We start from the raw sequence: 19,364 nt of genomic DNA on the forward strand, positions 1-19,364 counted from the left end.
AAAAATTAAACACGATCTTACTAATTACTAATTACCTTCAACTTTTACATAAAAATCGGGGAAGATTCCGAGTTACTGCTGGCGTGACAAATGCGATTTTTGCCTTCGGTTTTGGCTTGATAAAGGGCGCTGTCAGCGCTGCGAATTAGGGTGTTGGGAGATTCCTGGGCAGAAGGAATCCCTGTCGCAATGCCGCAACTGAGGGTAAGGTAGGGCCCGATCGACGATCGCGCGTGGGGCAGTTTCAAGCTGGCGATGCCGTCGCAAATTTTCCGGGCGACAGCGTTTGCCCCTTCGGCGCTAGTGTTGGGCAGCACGAGGGCAAATTCTTCGCCACCGTAGCGGGCAGTCAAATCCCCAGCCCGCTTGGTGGCGCTGGCGATCGCCCCCGCAACTTGCCGCAAACAATCGTCCCCGCCCAGGTGCCCATAAAACTCGTTGTAAAGTTTAAAAAAGTCGATGTCCAACATAATTAAAGACAGTGGCAGTTTCTCTCTTGCCAATCTGCGCCACTCTAAGCTCAAAACCCGATCGAACTGGCGGCGATTGGCAATGCCAGTCAGTCCGTCAGTAGTTGCCAGTTGCTGCAATTTTTGATTCGCTATTGCTAGCTTGCGGTAAAGTTGAGATTGTTCGATCGCGATCGCCACTTGATTTGCCAAGTGCTGTAAAAAATCTATTTCCCACTGCTGCCATTCTCTGACACCGCTGCAATTGTATGCTGTCAGCATTCCCCACAAACTATTGCCATTTTCTGCGATCGAATTCGGCAAACTTTTCCCCTGCGCCTGCGGTTTGCCACTCGCCTGCTGCCAGATATAATTTTCGTCTGCATCTTGATTTTTTTCGGCTTCCCAAACAAAAGCTTCTTGTGTTTCTTTTGCCGTTTCCCAGTCGCCAGATTGCCAAATTGGCACGCTGATAACTGCTGCAATTTCACAATCTGCTAACAATTCTTTACAACTGCCCGCCAATGGGGCAGTGCTGACATCTGCTATTGCTTGAACCGACTGGGATTCGACTAAAACAAAGCATGACACCGCCAAAGCAGCACTAATATTTTGGTTTTCAATATAACCCAATGGCAAACCATCACCTGCGACGATCGCACCTTTTTGCTCTTCCCCGTCCAATTGAGACACCCAATCCTGACACCGATAAATTAAAACCCGGTCTGTTTGGAGAAATTGGCGCACTTCTGCAACGGTACTTTGGAGAATGCTTGCCGGATCTATTGACGATCGAATATGTTCGATCATTTTGCCCAACAGTCGCTGTCGGAGAGCCTGCTGCCGCAATTGTTCTTCGATTTGCTGGCGTTCGATCGCGTAATGGATTGCCCGCACCAGCAGAGTTCTGTGAAATCTTCCCTTTACCAAACAATCTTGAGCGCCGCAGCGCAATACAGACCGCGCCATGTTTTCATCGTTGATATCTGTCAGCACCACAATTGGCAATGTGGGCCATCGCCCTTTCAAAACTGCGATCGCCTCGCTTCCCCTCAAGCTGTCTGACAGTGACAAATCTAATAGTACGGCGTCAAACTTTTCTAATTCCAGACACCCGGCTCCTATCTCCAGAGACTTAACAGTTTGGAGAAGAAATAGAGACTCGCTGAATGACCCTAGAAGGTCTTCGATCATTGTCGGATCTCCGAGGTCATCCTCAACCAACAAAATTTTCAGACATTGGTTACGTGTTAACACAACTATAGCGTTCGGAGCGGGTCTAAGGCAACTTTTTTGTTTTGAGAGCGATACTTGCGATCGGCCAATATTGCTGCTTATCAAATTCACTATACACTCAAACTATCAATTTAGCCCTCCATTAAAGTTTACATATCCGGCGGGAGTGAAACGATTTCAAACCAATACTCACATAAAGTCTTCATTACTTCAAGCAATCCTTCAAAAGTCACTGGTTTGGATATGAAAGAATTGGCTCCCAAGCGGTAGCAAAGCAAGATATCTCCTCTGCGGTGGGAAGTTGTGAGCATTACAACCGGAATTTGTTGCAAATGAGGGTCTGATCTGATCAAAGTTAGTGTTTCTCGCCCGTCCAGCCTCGGCATATTCAGATCCAAAAGTATCAAGTCTGGCTGGTGCCAATTGCTGCTACCAAGATATTGACCACGACGGTACAAGTAGTCTAGCACTTGTTCTCCATTTTCCACAAATTCGCTCGTAATTGCTAATCGAACTTCTCGCAGTGCTTCCCCCATCAAAAAGCGCGTATCCTCGTCATCGTTTGCTATTAAAAGAGTAAATTTTTTCTTTTGATAATTCACCGCTTTGCCTCAGTGCGAGCGTCTTTTGTGAGGTTGCGGGACTTTAAACCGTGTCTGAGTACCTGCACAGCATCTCTTGCCATCATCCGGTAAATCTGGCTGAGAACACTGAAAGTGTGTTGCAGCAATTTACCGTTTTTCTCGATTTGCAAAGGTTTGCGAATCATGCTTGTTTCACTTGGCCGTCTGTCCCAGAACCGACAAACTGCAAACACATCACAAATTCTTCTCCGCGAACTACTAGGGAAACTATTGCATCCCAAAGCAAGATGCTCTGGATACAGTTGAAAAAAATTAACAAGTCTTGCACGCACCGCTGATTTATAAGTTGTATAAGGATAGAGCTAATAGATTTATATTGATAGATTTTTACCTCAATGTCATCAGTGAATATGCTACACTTTATAAGCATTTTTGTAAAGAACAGATAAAGATGTTTAAAGCTTAAGTAAATGACGGGTGACTGCTTCAAGCCCACTTATGACTTCACTTTGGTATAGGAATAGAAAAATAAAAAGTCGAGCCTCGATTGGGTTCTGATTCTACCCACAGGCTGCCGCCGTGCCGATCGACAATTCTTTGACAAATCGCTAAACCGATACCAGTTCCCGAATACTGTTTTTGGGTGTGCAAGCGCTGAAAAATCTGAAAAATTCGCGGATGGTACTGTGAGGCAATCCCAATACCGTTATCCTGCACTGAAAACACCCAGCTATCCCCCTGACGCGAAGCGTCCACCTGCACCACCGGCGCCTCACTGCTGCGGTACTTAATCGCGTTACCAATTAAATTTTGAAACAGTTGCAGCAGTTGAAAACAGTCACCTTTTACCCTTGGCAAATTCCCCCTAGTAACTGAAGCTTGATTCTCGCGGATTGCCAAATGCAAATTAGCACAAGCATCCTCAAAAACCCGATCGCAATCTATCACGTCAAAAGGTTTCTGACTGCGACCAACCCGCGAATACTCCAGCAAGTCATCAATCAGCGCCTGCATCCGCTCGCAAGAATTAACAATATTGCGGATAAATTTATTCCCTTGGGCATCAAGTTGGTTGGGAAAGCGTTTTTCTAATAGTTGAGCGTAGCCAGCAATCGTGCTCAAAGGCGCTTGCAAATCGTGAGAAGCCACGTAAGCAAACTGTTCTAGTTCGGCATTAGAACGAGTTAATTCTTGAGCGTAGCGGGTTTGAGTGTCTAAACTCTCTTGCAGCAATTCTTGTACCAGCTTGCGTTCGGAAATATCTTCGATCGCACAAATCAAATACTGCGCCGTCCCCTCGGCGTCGCGCATTGCCGAAACAGTAACATTCCCCCAGCGCACTGCCTGATCTTTGCAGATCAAACGCTTTTCCAGAGAAAAAGTTTGCATCTCCCCGGACAACAGCGAGCGCACATATTCTCTGTCCGCTTGTCTGTCATCCGGGTGAGTAATTTCCTGCCAATTTTGCTGTAACAATTCCGATTCTGCATAGCGGACAATTTGACAAAAGCCGGGATTCACCCGTATAAATTGACCGCAGAGCGCGGTTTTCGCTATGCCGACTGCCGCTTGCTCGAAGATCGCGCGGAAGCGTTCTTCGCTGTCTCGCAGGGCAATTTCTGCTCGTTTGCGATCGGTAATGTTGCGAAAGGTTACTGCCAGACCATCGTTTAATTTGACCGCCACAATGTGCAGCCAAACAATTGTATCTTGCTCCTGTTCGTAATAAAATTCTTGGTCTACAGTTTCTCCTGTTTCTACTACAGAAACATACAAATCAAATAACCCATTATTGCTAACTTGGGAAATTTTGGCTAACAAATTCTTGCCAACAATCTCATTTAATAGCAGACCATAAAATTTTTCGGCAGCAGGGTTGATTAAGAGCCACTGGAAATCTACAATATTTCCCTCACTGTTGCGGACGGCAGAATAAGCCACCACACAGTCTAAGGAACTATTTAATATGCTAGCAAGCAGCGACTGTGACTGTTGCAGTTGATAATTTTGTTCTTTTAATTGCTGTTGCAGTTTTTGCAAGTGGACTTGCTTGTCGATGCGTGCTAAAACTTCTTCTACTTGAAATGGTTTAGTAATATAGTCAGCGCCTCCTACTCGAAAAGCTTGTAATTTATCGTTCATTTCATCTAATACACTTAAAAATATCACCGGAATTTGTTCGGTTTCCGGTGTCGCTTTCAGTTTCCGACAAACTTCATAACCGTTCATTTCCGGCATTCTAATGTCGAGTAAAATTAAATCCGGGCCATGGGTGATCGCAACATTTAATGCCAGTTGACCGCAAATAGCTCGGTAAACTTGATACCCTTGGGATGTTAGCAGTTTGGATAAGAACCGCAGATTGCTCGGTTGGTCATCAACCACCAATACTTTAATTTCGCTATTATCCATTTATTTTAAACTCGATTGAGTTAAATCCATTATCCTGTCGAGTCGGTAATCGACCAGCAAATCTTTTAAAGCATCAGCTAAGGTTGGATTACTTTCAGAAATGCGATCGACAAGTTGAATCGCCAGCTCTTCATTAACATCATTAGCTGCGTCGTAGAGTTCATGCACCCAGCTTTGAGGCATCTGAGCCAGCAGCCCTCCGAAAAATGAATCGGGTTTTTCGTTCACACAATAACGTCGTAAAGCCCCGACTGGGGGGCGGGGCAACTCTTGATAAAGATAGCGCACTCCCAAGTAGCAAGCCATCTTGTCAAAGAGGATTTGTTCTTGAAAAGGTTTTCGCACAAAATCGTCGCAACCTGCGGCGATAATTTCGCCTTTTTTTTCCTCAAAAGTGCTAGCAGTCAGAGCAATAATTACAGTTCGCCACTGAGTTTGTTTCTCTTTCGCTCTAATTTGTCGGACAGCTTCAAAACCGTCCATTACTGGCATTCGCGTATCCAGCCAAATTAAATGAGGCTGCCAACTTTCCCAAAGTTGAACCGCTTGGTAGCCATTTTCCGCTTCTCGGACTTCAAAACCAATTGGTTGCAACATTTTAACCAGCAGCAGCCGATTTTCTTGATTGTCGTCAACTGCTAAAATCCGATAAACCGGTTGATCTGCTTCTAGTCCGATCGCCCGCTGCAATGTCGCCACTGTTATTTCAGACGAAATAGCGGCAAATACTTGGATATTAAATTTAAAACTTGTTCCCTCACCTAAAACACTTTTTACCCAAATATCCCCACCCATAATCTGCACGTATTTTTTAGTAATTGTCAAACCCAATCCCGTACCGTCAGCCGCTTTTCTGCCTGCTTCTGTTTGCATAAAAGCATCAAATAAAGTGTCTATTTCTGCGGCTGCTATGCCAATTCCCGTGTCTTCAACTTCAAACAAAATTAAAAATGGCTCGACGACCGAGGTAGAGTTAGGATAAATTTCCGATTCTGCGAGCTGCTGCTTGCTTTCTGCGCTCACGCGCAGCCAAATACTGCCGCCCTCGCGAGTAAATTTCATGGCATTTCCCAGCAGGTTAATTAAGCAGACGCGCAGCTTTTTTTCGTCAGTTTTTATATATTGGGGAACATTCGCCTGCACGGAAAATCTCAGTTGCAAATTTTTGGTTTCAGCTTTGATTTGAAACATCTCTTCGAGAGTGTCGAGGAGTTGATAAAGGTCAAAGCTGCGTTCATCTAAGCCAATTATCCCTGCTTCTATTTTCGACAAGTCTAAAACATCGTTAATTAGTTCCAGCAAATGTTGACCGCTGCGGTTAATAATTCGGAGATTTTCGATATTTTCGTGGCTGAGTAAAGAGTCGCGACTCATGACTTGGGTGAAACCCAGGATGGCGTTCAGAGGAGTCCGCAATTCGTGGCTCATGTTGGCAACGAATTGACTTTTTGCTAGGGATGCAGCGGCAGCGGCTTCTTCGGCTTTTTTGCGTTCTATTATTTCTTGTTGCAGTTCGGTATTGCGATCGATTAATTGTTTTTTCAGTCTTTGGATAGTCAGTTGGTGTTCAATTCGCGCTAAAACTTCTGCGACATGAAACGGTTTTGTGATATAATCTACCCCTCCAACTTGAAATGCGCTTACTTTGTCCAATACTTCATCTAAAGCGCTGATAAAAATAACGGGAATTTCTGCTGTCTTCGGATCGGCTTTGAGCTGGGTGCAGACTTCGTAGCCGTCCACTTCCGGCATTTTGATGTCGAGCAAAATCAAATCGGGAGAACCAGAGCGCGCAGCTCTGATTGCCATTTTGCCGTTAATTACGCCGCGGACTTTGTAGCCCCGATCGGACAGCGTTGCTGATAAAACTTGCAAATTTTCTGGAGTATCGTCAACAATTAATATGTTGCCTTTATTTTCTTCTATTTGATTTTTGGTCATCGATCGCTATTTTTTGTTAATTTAAGAATTGTTGAAATTATGAAAACTGCTTAAATACTCATTATAGCACTCCCTCTTCACTCAACTGCTTTGATATTTACAGAACTTATCGTAGTGAAGATTTGAGATTTGAGATTAAAGAATTGGGAATGACTGATGATTACTAGGGTGTGGAGCACGGGCCTACAAGTAAATTAGCCGATCGCCCGCAGGCGAGTTTACAAATAGGCGATCGACCTACATCATCCATAATCCTGAACCTGCCCCTATCCCTTCTTCTTTCATCCTTCAACAATTTCTAAACTCCTCAATCAAATCGATAATCCGATCACATCGGAAGTTATTCGCCAAATCGGCGATCGCCCTGCGGAAACTAGCATTAATAGGAGGAATCGACAACAACAGCCGAAAAATCTCCTCGTTATCAACCGCATCCGCCGCAGAATACAATTCATCAATCCATTCAGCAGGCATAGCTTGCAAAAATGAAGTATTGAGCGTAAAAGCCAAATCAGCCGTTTCAGTTGCCGTGGAAACCTCGGCGGACACCGCAGCATCAGAACTTAGCGAAGCTTCTCGATCATAAACATAGCGGACTCCCAGATACTTAGCCATCTTTTCCAGAATCACTTGCTCCCGAAAAGGCTTCGCTACAAAATCATCGCAACCAGCAGACAAAATCAGCGATCGCTCCTCATCAAAAGCACTTGCAGTCAGAGCAATAATCACCGTTGCTTGACCTTTCAAATGCGCTTTAATCTGTTTAGTAGCTTCGTAACCGTCCATCACCGGCATCCGCATATCCATCCAAATCAAATGAGGTTCCCAACTCGACCACATTTCCACAGCTTCAACGCCATTCTCAGCTTCCTGCACAGCAAAGCCAAGGGATGTCAGCATTCTGACCAACAGCAAGCGGCTTTCCAGGCGATCGTCAACAGCTAAAATCCGATATTCGGGCTGTCCGGGTTCAATACCCACCACTCGGCGAGCTGTTTGAGCCACCTGAATTTCCACTGCATTAGGGAGCGAAACTTTAACATCAAATCTAAAAATGCTGCCGCGACCGAAGGTGCTTGTTACCGTCATCTTCCCTCCCATTAACTGAACGAACTGCTTGCTGATTGGCAAGCCCAAACCGGTTCCTTCTTGAGCTTTTTTCCCGCTTTCTGTTTGCGCGAAAGGTTTAAACAAATTGTCCATTTCTTCCGCAGAAATTCCTGAACCAGTGTCTTCCACTTCAAATAGCAAAGAGCAAGTCTCACTTGGCGAAATTTCTGGGTTATTTTTATTTTTTAGCAGCTCATGTTTAATTCTCAAATTAACACCACCTTCCGCAGTAAATTTAATAGCATTTCCGACGACATTTATCAATACTTGTCGCAACTTACTTTCATCAGTTTCTATATAGTGAGGCAGATCGGATGGGCAATCAAAAATTAACTGCAACCCTTTTTTTTTGGCTTGCAGCTTCAGCATATTTTCAGTATTTTTTAGCATTTTGTGCAAGTTGAAGGTGCTGTTATTAAGTGTCACCAGCCCGACTTCAATTTTTGACATTTGCAGAATATTGTTGATCAGAACCAGCAAATGTTCCCCGCTCTGGGTAATAATTCCTAAGTATTGCTGTTGGTCGGCACCGAGGTCTGGGTCGCGGGCTAGCAGTTGGCTGAAACCGAGAATTGCGTTGAGGGGAGTTCGCAATTCGTGGCTCATATTCGAGAGGAATTCGCTTTTCGCCCTGTTGGCTCTGTCGGCTTCTTCTTTGGCTTTTTGCAGGGCTATTTCAGCTTGTTTGCGTTCGGTAATATCGCTAGCAGTGCCTGTTGTGCCGATGATGTTTCCTCCAGGGTCCATGCGCGCGATCGCCTTGGTATTTATATCAATCTTTCTGCCGTCTTTTCCTAATACTATATTTTCGTACTGAAACACAGTTTTTCCAGTCAGCAAGCGCTGCTGAAGTTCCCATTTCCAGTCTATTTCTCCTGGGGCTAAGAAATCGCTAAAAGTACAGCCTAGCATTTCTTCAGGCTCATAACCATAGATTTGTTTAACTGCTTGGTTCACAAAACTAATATGCCCTTCAGCATTGCAAGACCAGATAATATCTTGGGAAGTTTCAACTAAATGACGGTATTTTTCTTCGCTCTCTGCAAGGGCTATTTCTGCTAGCTTGCGTGGGGTAATGTCCATCAAAGTTGTGAATAGTTTTGTCACTTGCCCTTGTTGGTTGACAACTACTTCTCCTCTGGCTTCGATGTAGCGGATGAAGCCGGCTTCACTTATTTGTGACGGGCAATTATCCGCAGCAATTTTCGGTTCCGGCCGCAGAATTCGATATTCCAAAGTGTAAGATTGCCCGCTAGCAATAGCAGTGTCGATCGTTGTTTGCCACTTTTGTTGATCGTCCGGATGCACGTATTGCGAAAACTCAGTTAGTGTTGGCGCAGGTTGGGTTGGATCGAGACCAAAAATCCGAGATAACTCTTCTGACCAAGTAGTTGTGTTGGCAGAAAAATCGCATTCCCAATTACCGACACGGGCGATTCTTTGCGCTGCTGCTAAAGAAGCCGCTACAGCTCGGAGTTTTTCTTCGGCTAATTTGCGATCGCTAATATCTTGAATCACAGAAATCATGCAGGTTTCGCCATGAATGTCAATGATTTCTGCTGACAGCAGCCCGGTTCTGAGTTCCCCGGTTTTAGTGCGAAAATCAAATTCGTAGTTAAGAATAATTTGTTTTTCATCTAACATTTTAAACAACTCGGCGCGGGCTTGTATATTTTCCCAAAGATTCAAATCAATCGCCGTGCGACCGAGAATTTCTGCAGCCGAGTAACCGATTATCTGGCAAAAAGCCTCATTAATTTCTAAATAACGACCGTCATTAAATCTGGTAATAGTAATCGGGTTGGGAGAAGAACGAAAAGCTTTAGCAAACTTTTCCTCAGACAACCGCAGTTGTGCAGTTCTATCCTCGACTAAAGTTTCCAATTCTTGATTCAGCTTTTGGAGTTGAGCATTTTGTTCCGCTAATTGCTTCTCCCTAAAATAGCTGTTAATCGCTTCTTTTACCGTCAACTTCAAATCTTCTGACTGCCAAGGTTTCGATATGTATCGGTACAATTTAGCATATTTAATAGTATTCGCCACTGCTTCTAGGTCTGCTTGCCCCGTCAGCATAATTTTGATAGTTTTTGGCGAAATTCTGTGAATCTGCTTCAGCAATTCGTCCCCTTTGATATTCGGCATCAGATAGTCGGAAATCACTGCTACGATTTCGCAGTCCTCTGCCAGTAATTCCTCGATTAACTCTAAAGCATCTTCGCCGCCTTCAGCGGTTTCTAATAAGTGTTCTTCCCCCAGGGTTTTTTTTAACTCAATTTTCAAACTTTCAAGAATTATCGGTTCGTCATCCACACAAATAATCACAGGTTTATTATTCATATTTTTGTCAAACCAGATTTTATAGTTTCTACTAATTCTTTGCGATCCCACGGCTTGTACAAACAACGGTGCAAGTTTGCTTGCTCTTTAACCCGTGTTATTGCTACTTCGTCGGCTTGCCCGGTGAGCATGACTTTCACAATTTTAGGATATTTTTGGTGAACCATAATCAAAAAATCATCTCCTTTAATCCCTGGCATTAACCAGTCAGATACTATGACCAAAATATCACTTTCATCTTCTTTTTGAATTTCCTCCATAATTTCCAGAGCTTCATCTGCATTTTCTGCTACTTCATAGAGGTAAGCATCCCCAAATTCTTTTTTAAGTTGAATTTTTAAACTATTTAAGACCACAACTTCATCGTCAACGCACAAAATTACTGGTTTAGGCATAAAACTTTACTTGTATTGAATTTTAAAACTTGGGCTTTCCCCTCTTTTTTAAATTGCTCTCAAGGGATTCCGACGGGCAAGGATATAGTAAATTTTGTTTGACCAGGCACGCTTTCTACTTGCAGTTCACCTTGGTGTTTTTCCAGAATTTTTTGAACTATATCTAATCCCAAACCACTGCCTTCCCCTGGAGGTTTAGTTGTGAAAAACGGCTCAAAAATTCTCGGCATAATCTCTGGGGGAATCCCTGAACCACTGTCGGTAATACTGACTGATATTGCGTTCGGTTGGTGTTTGACATCAATTTTTAACACTCCTTTGTTGCCCATCGCTTGTAAAGCATTGTGAACCAAATTTGTCCAAACTTGATTGAGTTCATCAGGATAGCATAGCACAGAGGGCAAATTAGTACCATAGTTTCTGACCACTTCCACACCGTGTTTGATTTGGTAGTGGTAAAGCGTTAAAACAGTATCGATACCGTCGGTAATATTAGCGATCACTTTGGAACCCGACTGGTCGTAACGAGAGTAGCTTTTCAAAGCAAAAACTATTTTAGCTGCCCTATCTGTGGCAGTAGCAATATTTTTAGTGCTTTTTTGTACCGTAGCAAATTGGTAGGCAGTTTGTACAATATTTCGACTTTGGCTGTCTTTCAACAAAGGTAAAAAAGGTTCTACATTATTGCCGATGCCGATATCTAATAAGGTACAGGCAAGACTGTCGGCGTCGTCAATATTTTCTGATTCTAATTGCCCCTGCAAAAGTTTTTTCAACTGTCGTTTTTCTTTACTAGATAATGTGTCTATTTCTTGGCTGGAATTGTCCAGCAAAGCAAAGAAATCCTGTCGCTGTTCCGGGGATAGCTGTTGAAAAAATATCGGCAACTGCTGCAATTGTTCCGTCCAGAAGTCGGCGATGTTCTGCACAGAAGAGCGAATCGCCCCTAAAGGAGAATTGATTTCATGAGCAACTCCGGCAATTAACTGTCCGAGGGCTGCCATTTTTTCTGATTGAATGAGTTCTTTTTGAGTCCGCTTCAGTTCTTCTAAGGTATGAGATAATTCTGCATTTTTTTGGGACAGCGCTGACTCGGCTATTTTGTGGGCGTTGATGTTGCGGGCAACCCAAATGACTGCATCTTTTGAGAACAGAGAAATACAGGCAGAAAACCAAATTTCGCGACCAGAAACTGTTAAGCTGTAGTCAAAATTGATAGTTTGTTGTGTTTCTAACACTTGCTGAACTAACACCCACCAATCATCCGGGTTGTCGTCGTCAAAAAAATGTTCTATGGTCAAGCTGACTATATCACAATCAGGCTCAGAAGCCGCTGCCAAATTCGTTGGCAAAACTTCTATGTTCCTCTGACTGTCTAGCACGAGAACGATGTCGGTCATCGCTTCAAAAACGGCGCGGACTTTCCTTTCAGAAAAGTGCAATTTTTCTTCGAGCAATTTTGTGTCACTAATTTGTTGCTGCAATTCTTCGTTACTGGCTGCTAGTTGAACCGTGCGGTCTAGAACTCGCTGTTCGAGTTCGGTGTTGAGGCGGCGAACTTCAGCTTCAGCGGTAGTGCGGTCTTGTATTTCCTTTTTTAACTGACTGTTGGCATTAATTAATTCTAAAGTTCGCTGTTTGATTTTTTCTTCCAAATTATCATTTAAAATTCGCAACTTTTCCTCTACTTCTGTTCTCCGCAACGCTTCTTTTTGCAATTCTTCGTTCATTTTGTTCAACTCCTGAATTTTGTCGGCAACTGTTTCCTGCAAAAGCTCGACATTTGCGTGCATTTCTACCGGATCTAAGGCCTGCAGCAGGCTAATTTTAGTCACAATTCCGGCTAAATATCCTTCCTCGTCCACCACCACCAAGCGCCGGATGCCGTGCTGCTGCATTAATTGGTGAGCCTGCCACAAGATGGCTTTTACCTGCAACGGTATCAGCGGAAAACTCATGGCGGCGGTGACGGGAGTACGTGCGAAATCTAGTCCAGAAGCTTGGAATTTAACAATGTTGCGTTCTGTAATTATGCCCACAGGTTTCTGATTTTTGTTGTCGCTGTCAGTGCAAATGACTATGGAGCTTTTCCGCTGGGTTCTCATCTGTTTTGCGACTTCTAAAACTGAGGCGCTGCTTGAGGTAACTATTAATTGTGTAGTCATAATTTCTTCGGCGCGCCACATTTTCAGCAAGTCTGCCGGTTGGAAGATTTGACGGATGCTTTCGCAGGTGATAGCGCCTAGCAAGTTGCCACTTTCGTCTAGGAGGGGTAAATGACGGATTCTTTTCGTTAGCGCAGCCCTCGAAGAGGATCGCAATATGCTCAATACCTTGAAGATATTTCCCGCTTGATAGAGGGAAATGGCGATCGGATTTTCAGTCATTACCTCAGAAATTGCCACCCCTGCTAGCGGTATTTCGCTAGCAGTTATTTTCACAACATCGCGTTCTGTAAAAATTCCGAGCAATTGCTGCTCAAACGCGATTAAAATGCAACTGGCACTCGCCTGAGTCATGGCAGCAATTGCTACTTTCAAGGGTGTGTCTGGAGGCAGCACCGGCGGTTTGGGGTCGATCGCCTGTTCTAGCAAGCTTTGGGTATCAGAAACTGTTGTTGACATGGGCAAATCAAGGGGGATAGATGCAGGCGGAACCGGCACTTAATACCATTTTAGATTTCCGATTTTACAGTCGCGGTACGCTCACCGCAATCCAGGTTTGACATCGGTCTAGAGTTGCATTTTTAGTCGCGCATTGGTATGATTTTTAGTGCGATCGCGCTAAACGGCGATCGGAATTAACACCATACACGTCCTTTGACCGATAACTGATGTTACTTCTATTTTACCCGAATGTTTTTCCACACTTTTTTTAACAATCTCCCGTCCCCACACGCTGCCTTCGTCGGCGGGTTTGGTGGTAAAGAACGGATCAAATATTCGTGGCAAAATTCCCGGGTAATTCAGTTGCCACTGACGAGCAGGCTCTGATTTTATGCTCTCACCTCTACTTTTAAAACTCGGCAATTCTCTATCGCTTGTAAACCATTGTGCATCATATTTATGGAAACTTGTTTGAGATCGTCTGGATTACACAAAAATTTAGGCAGTGGAGCTTGACAATTCCTGACAACTTCTACTCTGTGTTTTAGTTGTTTTAATCAAAAGTCAATAGAGTTTTAATGGGTCAGTAATATTGGAAATTACTTTTATACCATACAGTTATATCGAGAATATTTTTTAAATTAAAAATTTTATTTGTGGCTCTCTCTCGCCAATTTTCTTCTTGGGAATATGTGAATAAATGGCAGAAAATATCTGAGTGAATCCGCTAAGCAGCCTTTGATGAAATCTTTGATTGCCGTGCACGTTTATGGATTCCTTCAGTTGAGCAAGCTGGTTGCTAGATTCATAAATTTCGCGTTTTATTCCTGTAAGTTCTTGCCCTACAAAATAGGAATATTGAGATTTTTTGCACAATAACCTACAACTTCAAACTCAGCGTTTTTGAGAACACTTTAATAGCTTTCTCGGAACATTGGCAGGGTTTCCCTGACATGAAACTTGCTGTGATCGATACAAGCTGCTACTAAATATAATATCCTGCCTCAGAGGCTGTTGGCATTGAACATCGATAACTGTAGCTATGTGTTGCATTAACTAGCAGCCCAGAAAATCACGGTGCCCGCAATTGTAAATAATAACCCTGCCTTTGCGCGCAAGCATTCCAGGCAGGGTTATTATTGAGTATTCCCAATTCTCAACGGTGAAGCGAGGGCGCTGCTGCCGACTTCGGCTGCCCAGCAGTGCACTACTCGCCCAATCGAGTGATTTTAGCGCTGCGTTCGGCCAACATCAGCAGTACATAAATAGTCATTACATAGCCGGCGGCGAGAATGGGAATAATTAGAGGAATATCGCGATAAATCATAATTAGAACCAAAAGTCAAGGACGAGGAGGAGCAGGACAAGTTCAAGACCTACTACATTAAGTCAGCACGCAAGACCATGCCTTGGTGTTCTGAAGGCTGTTTTTCCATATCAAGCCTGCGGGAACATTTAGGCGTTCCCGGTCATCAATAATGATTTACTGCTTTACAGATGCTTAAACAGCCTAAAACCATCCACTTTAGCTGCTTTGAGCTACCGTGCACATAAGATGCGCTACTCTTAACTTCTGAAAACTTTTAGCCGCGAGGAACTAAAAATCTGTCCCAGAAATTTTGGCTGCGATCGACTAACAAGGCTGGCTCTACGAAACTTTTACAGGCACCTAAGAGCTACCTGCCAGTCTGACTGTACTTAATGTATAGAATTGTTTAAATCCTTAATACCCATAATAACACAGGGTTTCTGGGATTTAGAGATTTTTGGGCAGTGTCCTTAACAATTCGATACAATAGGGGCAACCCCTCTGGCAGCCGGCTACTCACCTCTGGCAGGCGGGTGACTCCCATCGGGTGGCAGATGACAAATAACTGCCGATCGCCTAGATTTTTCTTTTCTATTGCAGAGAATTACCTTAAAATAAAGATATGATATGTAAAATTTTGTTACTTTACGGCTTGAGTCGGCGTATCCATGATCTCTAGCACTCTCCTATTTTCCTCGGTTGAAGAAGACCTGCGACTGTTGACAGAAAACTTAAAACAGTTAGTGGGTGCCCGTCATCCCATCTTGTACGCGGCTGCAGAATACTTATTCGGCACAAAGGGAAAACGAGTGAGACCCGCAATCGTTCTGTTGATGGCCAAGGCGACTATGCCCGATCGGGAAATCACGGAAAAACACCGCCGCCTCGCTGAAATCACGGAAATGATCCACACAGCTAGTCTCGTGCACGACGACGTGGTGGACGAGTCGGATCTGCGGCGGGGAGTGCCGACGGTTCACAGTCGGTTTAACAACCGAGTGGCAGTATTGGCGGGAGACTTTCTGTTTGCTCAATCTTCCTGGCATTTGGCAAATCTCGACAACCTGCCAGTAGTCAAACTGCTTTCAGAAGTGATTATGGATTTAGCTGAGGGGGAAATTCAACAGGGACTAAATGGATTTGACACCAGCTTGTCGATCGAAGCGTACCTCGAAAAAAGTTATTACAAAACAGCGTCTTTAATTGCCAACAGTTCCAAAGCAGCGGGCTGTTTGAGCGAGGTTTCAGCGGAAATAGCAGACGATTTGTACAACTACGGTCGGAACATTGGTTTGGCATTCCAAATAGTAGATGATATATTAGATTTCACCGCTTCAACGGAAACTTTGGGGAAACCTGCAGGCTCGGATCTCAGAAGCGGTAATCTGACAGCACCCGCACTATTCGCCCTAGAAGAAAAACCTTACTTGGAAGTTCTCATAGAACGCGAATTTGCCCAAGAAGGAGATCTAGAGCAGGCCCTGGCACTGGTAGAAGATTCTAGAGGCATAGAAAGATCGCGAGAACTAGCCACAAATCACGCACAAAAAGCCGTCGAATACTTAGCGGCGCTGCCCCATTCAGAGTCTCGTCAAGCTTTGATTGATTTGGCTGAATACGTTTTGAGTAGACTTTATTAGAGGTGAAAAATTAGAGGTTAAAAAGTTACACTTAATTGTTAACGGGGAATTGGTAATGGGTAATTCCCAATACCTAATTCCCTGTTACCAATTAATAGAAAATTGACTTGTTTAGGCTAGGCAATATCCGGCGGTGGAACAGATCGATACTGTTGCAAGTAAACGTTAATTAAACTCTGTACTTGTTCGCGAGGGATTTCCGTCCCGACTTCCTGATTGCCGGGACTTTCAAAAAAAACAATGCTGTCAAGACCTTCAAGAGCTATCATCTGAAATAAAATGTGAGTGACAGGCAAAAGGACCGGTCTGAGGCGATCGCCCCCAGCAGCCGACGCCTGCGACGCATCTTTAAGACTGCTCCAAGCATAAATCACTTTCTTCTCCCGTCCCGGTTGCTTGAGATTGCTCAAAACCACGAGCGCCCAACTTTGGTCTACCGCTTGCAGGATCGAGTATTCGAGGTGCTGTAGCTGTTGGGCAATTAACACCAGTGCCGGGGCGATCGCCTTTAAGATTTGTGGCGTCGAACCGTCGGGCGGAGCTTTTTCGATCAATGCTTGAATCTGTTGGTCTAAATCCATCAGTCAGTTCTTTGATATCTAAAATTAAAAATTTCAGGTTAGCAGGTCCGCATCCAAGTATATATTACCCAGCACTGCCCTATTAAAGATAAGCTGACACCGATCTAAATTTAATATTTTGCAGCCTAGAGTCCTTGTCGCGAGCATTTGGGCAAAAAAATTAAGTGCGTAACAGCTTACACAATGTCATCCCAAAAGTCTCACCGTAGGGTGCTGAGCGCTAGCGCTGTCAAGGTGTGTTAAATCTGAGCCAGATGAAAAGCCGAAAACGGTTATTTCACGTTCGGATTTTTCAAACTTAAAGCTATAAAAACTGTTTGGGGGAGTTTGGTTTCAAAATAAAAACGCCCAAAGTTAGTAACCTCGTTGCTTACTGACTCATGAGCGGGCTGGGTGCTGATGGCGCACCTTACCCCAGATGGCCACTCAAAGGATTTGTTGGCCTTAGTCCTATATATCTATTGTTCATATTTATAGTTGGTCGATCGTCCTTGACGCTACCCCTACCTGCCGCTGCACCTCGGCCTCATCAGCTACACCCCCAACTTTTTCGTTGTTAACAGCCCCAGAGTTACCTCAAATGTAACAAAATATTACAAGATGACGCTAAAGCAGCATAGAGGCTTGACAGCAAAGAAGTAAGCGGCTAATCTGATATACATACCCGGGTAAGTCAATTCACTGTCATATGCAAGAAAAGCAAAAAGTTACATTGTATCTTCCACCAGAACTGCATCGCCAGCTCAAAATCCGAGCCGCAGTCGAAACTGAACCGATGTCATCAATTGCAGAAAGGGCAATTGTCTTCTACCTAGGAAATCCCGAACTGGTTGACGAAGTAGAAGCCTCTTACGGACAAACCCATCGGGTATACAACTGTCCAGAATGCACGGGTTCAGTAGTAATGCGAGATGGAGAACTGGCATCCGTAACAAGTCAGCCGAGCGTATTGGCTGAACAGGATCTTCCAGTAAAGCAGGTGTCGGGCGTCGGCGCGATCACGGCCAAACCGGGAGAGGAAGAATTGGTTCCCTGCTAAGAATGCCTTGCTTCCCCAAACAGCTAAAACTGAAATTTTCAGTAAGAGGGCGAAGGGCAGCATTGAGATTCAGCAAAGATAGCACCGTCTCTAGTGGGTCGAGGACTATGCAAGAAGAGATCAGTATTCTAATCCAAGCTCAATATCCTCTGATCTACCTCGTGACATCCGAGGAAGAGCGGTGTGAGCAAGCAATTTCGACAATAGCTCAAGCCAAACCACAGCGACGAGTATTCGTCTGGACTGTAACCCAAGGCATGATTGAGCGCACGGATAACGGTCAACCTCGTACCACTCAGCAAAGCACCCTCTCGCCACAGGCAGCCCTTGAATGGGCGATCAGGCAGCGGGAACCAAGCAACAACCCCAGTGGAATCTATATATTCAAAGACCTTCATCCTTTTAAAGATGATGCAACTGTAACAAGGTTATTGCGGGATGCGATCGCCAACTTCAAAGGAACGCAAAAGACAATTATACTGATGTCTCCTTTGCAGCAAATTCCGATCGAGCTAGAAAAGGAAGTAGTGGTATTAGACTTCGCGCTCCCAGACATGAAGGAACTAAACCAAGTATTGTCTAGCCAGTTGGAGCAAACAAAATCGAAACGCATTACCACAGAAGCGCGAGAAAAACTTTTAAAAGCAGCCTTGGGATTGACTAAGGACGAAGCTGAAAAAGTTTATCGCAAAGCCCACGTTTCCACAGGGCGGTTAACTGAAGAAGAAGTAGACATAGTTCTGTCGGAGAAAAAGCAATTAATTCGGCGCAACGGCATTCTAGAGTTCATCGAAGAAGACGAAACCCTGGATGCAGTAGGCGGTTTAGAAGAGCTGAAACGGTGGCTCAAGCAGCGTTCCAACGCCTTTACAGAAAGGGCGAGAGAATACGGCCTGCCCCAACCAAAAGGGATGTTAATTCTCGGCGTACCCGGATGCGGAAAATCGCTGATTGCTAAGACTACCTCCCGCCTCTGGGGACTGCCCCTGCTGAGGCTAGATATGGGTAGAGTCTACGACGGCTCGATGGTAGGTCGATCGGAAGCCAACCTCCGCAACGCCCTAAAAACAGCAGAATCCATCTCACCAGCCATCCTCTTCATCGACGAACTAGACAAAGCCTTTGCAGGAGGCACAGGTTCTGCCGACTCAGACGGAGGCACATCCAGCCGGATTTTCGGTTCCTTCCTCACTTGGATGCAAGAAAAGACTTCCCCAGTCTTCGTAATGGCAACAGCCAACCGCATCGAGCGGTTGCCGGGGGAATTCTTGAGGAAAGGTCGGTTCGACGAACTCTTCTTTGTTGACCTGCCGACAAAAGAAGAACGCCAAGATATATTCAAGATTCACCTGTCAAAGCGCCGTCAGGACATCTCTCGCTTCGATTTAGAGCAACTGTCCAACGTTTCCGAGGGCTTTTCAGGAGCAGAAATTGAGCAAGGGTTAGTAGCAGCAATGTACGAAGCCTTCGCTCAAGATAGAGAGTTTACGCAGCTAGACATCATCGCGGCCATTAAATCTACAATGCCACTGTCTAAAACCATGACCGAACAGGTCAGCGCCCTCCGAGATTGGGCTAGACAGCGCGCACGGCCCGCTGCGTCTTCCGTCGCTGAATATCAGCGAATGGAATTCTAAAAGCTTTCTCCTGGTCCAAACAGGAGCAAAGGCTAGCAACAGCTAGCAGTTCGATTGAAAAGCCGCCTAGCGGCACCGTTAAATCCAG

The 19,364-nt window shown here is 44.6% G+C and carries 13 protein-coding genes; 3 read left to right on the forward strand and 10 right to left on the reverse strand.

What is annotated here, in order from left to right; genetic code table 11:
• Window positions 1–44 precede the first annotated feature (44 nt).
• The 9 genes from QUA44_RS03025 to QUA44_RS03065 form a co-directional block, all read right to left on the reverse strand.
• Window positions 45–1,796: a diguanylate cyclase domain-containing protein gene (locus QUA44_RS03025; protein ID WP_333309483.1), complete on the reverse strand. Its 1,752-nt coding sequence runs from the start codon at window positions 1,794–1,796 to the stop codon at window positions 45–47.
• A 38-nt stretch (window positions 1,797–1,834) separates the two neighbouring features.
• A complete protein-coding gene (locus QUA44_RS03030) occupies window positions 1,835–2,287 on the reverse strand; it encodes a response regulator (RefSeq protein ID WP_333248168.1) in 453 nt (150 codons plus the stop codon).
• Window positions 2,284–2,454, reverse strand: a complete 171-nt coding sequence (locus QUA44_RS03035; protein WP_333248170.1) for a hypothetical protein — start codon at window positions 2,452–2,454, stop codon at window positions 2,284–2,286. Before QUA44_RS03035 ends, QUA44_RS03030 begins: the two co-directional genes overlap by 4 nt.
• 319 nt (window positions 2,455–2,773) lie before the next feature.
• A complete protein-coding gene (locus QUA44_RS03040; protein WP_333248172.1) occupies window positions 2,774–4,681 on the reverse strand; it encodes a PAS domain S-box protein in 1,908 nt (635 codons plus the stop codon).
• Entirely contained in the window at window positions 4,682–6,622 is a 1,941-nt protein-coding gene (locus tag QUA44_RS03045) for a response regulator (protein WP_333248174.1), read from the reverse strand.
• A gap of 288 nt (window positions 6,623–6,910) precedes the next feature.
• Entirely contained in the window at window positions 6,911–10,069 is a 3,159-nt protein-coding gene (locus QUA44_RS03050; RefSeq protein ID WP_333248176.1) for a PAS domain S-box protein, read from the reverse strand.
• Window positions 10,066–10,464 carry a response regulator gene (locus QUA44_RS03055; protein ID WP_333248177.1) on the reverse strand — a complete coding sequence of 133 codons (399 nt, stop codon included), beginning with the start codon at window positions 10,462–10,464 and terminating at the stop codon, window positions 10,066–10,068. The genes QUA44_RS03050 and QUA44_RS03055 overlap by 4 nt, the downstream gene beginning before the upstream one ends.
• A 59-nt stretch (window positions 10,465–10,523) precedes the next feature.
• Window positions 10,524–13,088, reverse strand: coding sequence for a CBS domain-containing protein (locus QUA44_RS03060; RefSeq protein WP_333248179.1), 2,565 nt, complete (start codon window positions 13,086–13,088; stop codon window positions 10,524–10,526).
• Window positions 13,089–13,247: 159 nt separating this feature from the next.
• Window positions 13,248–13,415, reverse strand: coding sequence for an ATP-binding protein (locus QUA44_RS03065; RefSeq protein ID WP_333248181.1), 168 nt, complete (start codon window positions 13,413–13,415; stop codon window positions 13,248–13,250).
• 1,632 nt (window positions 13,416–15,047) lie between these two features.
• Here QUA44_RS03065 and sds point away from each other — a divergent pair.
• Window positions 15,048–16,019: a solanesyl diphosphate synthase gene (gene sds / locus QUA44_RS03070; RefSeq protein ID WP_333056988.1), complete on the forward strand. Its 972-nt coding sequence runs from the start codon at window positions 15,048–15,050 to the stop codon at window positions 16,017–16,019.
• 116 nt (window positions 16,020–16,135) lie between these two features.
• On the opposite strand, the gene QUA44_RS03075 is transcribed toward sds, so the two are convergent.
• Window positions 16,136–16,600, reverse strand: coding sequence for a hypothetical protein (locus tag QUA44_RS03075; RefSeq protein WP_333248183.1), 465 nt, complete (start codon window positions 16,598–16,600; stop codon window positions 16,136–16,138).
• A gap of 688 nt (window positions 16,601–17,288) precedes the next feature.
• Between QUA44_RS03075 and QUA44_RS03080 the strand changes: the two genes are divergently transcribed.
• Window positions 17,289–17,639, forward strand: coding sequence for a hypothetical protein (locus tag QUA44_RS03080; RefSeq protein WP_333248184.1), 351 nt, complete (start codon window positions 17,289–17,291; stop codon window positions 17,637–17,639).
• Between the two features lie 107 nt (window positions 17,640–17,746).
• Window positions 17,747–19,276: a stress-responsive protein Ycf46 gene (ycf46, locus tag QUA44_RS03085; protein ID WP_333248186.1), complete on the forward strand. Its 1,530-nt coding sequence runs from the start codon at window positions 17,747–17,749 to the stop codon at window positions 19,274–19,276.
• Window positions 19,277–19,364 lie beyond the last annotated feature (88 nt).

It is taken from the genome of Microcoleus sp. N9_A2 (assembly GCF_036701775.1).
Classification (GTDB): Bacteria; Cyanobacteriota; Cyanobacteriia; order Cyanobacteriales; family Microcoleaceae; genus Microcoleus.

Excerpts from the sequence above, each read along its gene's own strand:
- sds (WP_333056988.1), top strand. The coding sequence starts at position 15,048 with ATGATCTCTAGCACTCTCCTATTTTCCTCGGTTGAAGAAGACCTGCGA.
- QUA44_RS03045 (WP_333248174.1), bottom strand. The coding sequence starts at position 6,622 with ATGACCAAAAATCAAATAGAAGAAAATAAAGGCAACATATTAATTGTT.
- QUA44_RS03075 (WP_333248183.1), bottom strand. The coding sequence starts at position 16,600 with ATGGATTTAGACCAACAGATTCAAGCATTGATCGAAAAAGCTCCGCCC.
- QUA44_RS03060 (WP_333248179.1), bottom strand. The coding sequence starts at position 13,088 with ATGTCAACAACAGTTTCTGATACCCAAAGCTTGCTAGAACAGGCGATC.
- QUA44_RS03055 (WP_333248177.1), bottom strand. The coding sequence starts at position 10,464 with ATGCCTAAACCAGTAATTTTGTGCGTTGACGATGAAGTTGTGGTCTTA.
- ycf46 (WP_333248186.1), top strand. The coding sequence starts at position 17,747 with ATGCAAGAAGAGATCAGTATTCTAATCCAAGCTCAATATCCTCTGATC.
- QUA44_RS03080 (WP_333248184.1), top strand. The coding sequence starts at position 17,289 with ATGCAAGAAAAGCAAAAAGTTACATTGTATCTTCCACCAGAACTGCAT.
- QUA44_RS03035 (WP_333248170.1), bottom strand. The coding sequence starts at position 2,454 with ATGATTCGCAAACCTTTGCAAATCGAGAAAAACGGTAAATTGCTGCAA.
- QUA44_RS03040 (WP_333248172.1), bottom strand. The coding sequence starts at position 4,681 with ATGGATAATAGCGAAATTAAAGTATTGGTGGTTGATGACCAACCGAGC.
- QUA44_RS03050 (WP_333248176.1), bottom strand. The coding sequence starts at position 10,069 with ATGAATAATAAACCTGTGATTATTTGTGTGGATGACGAACCGATAATT.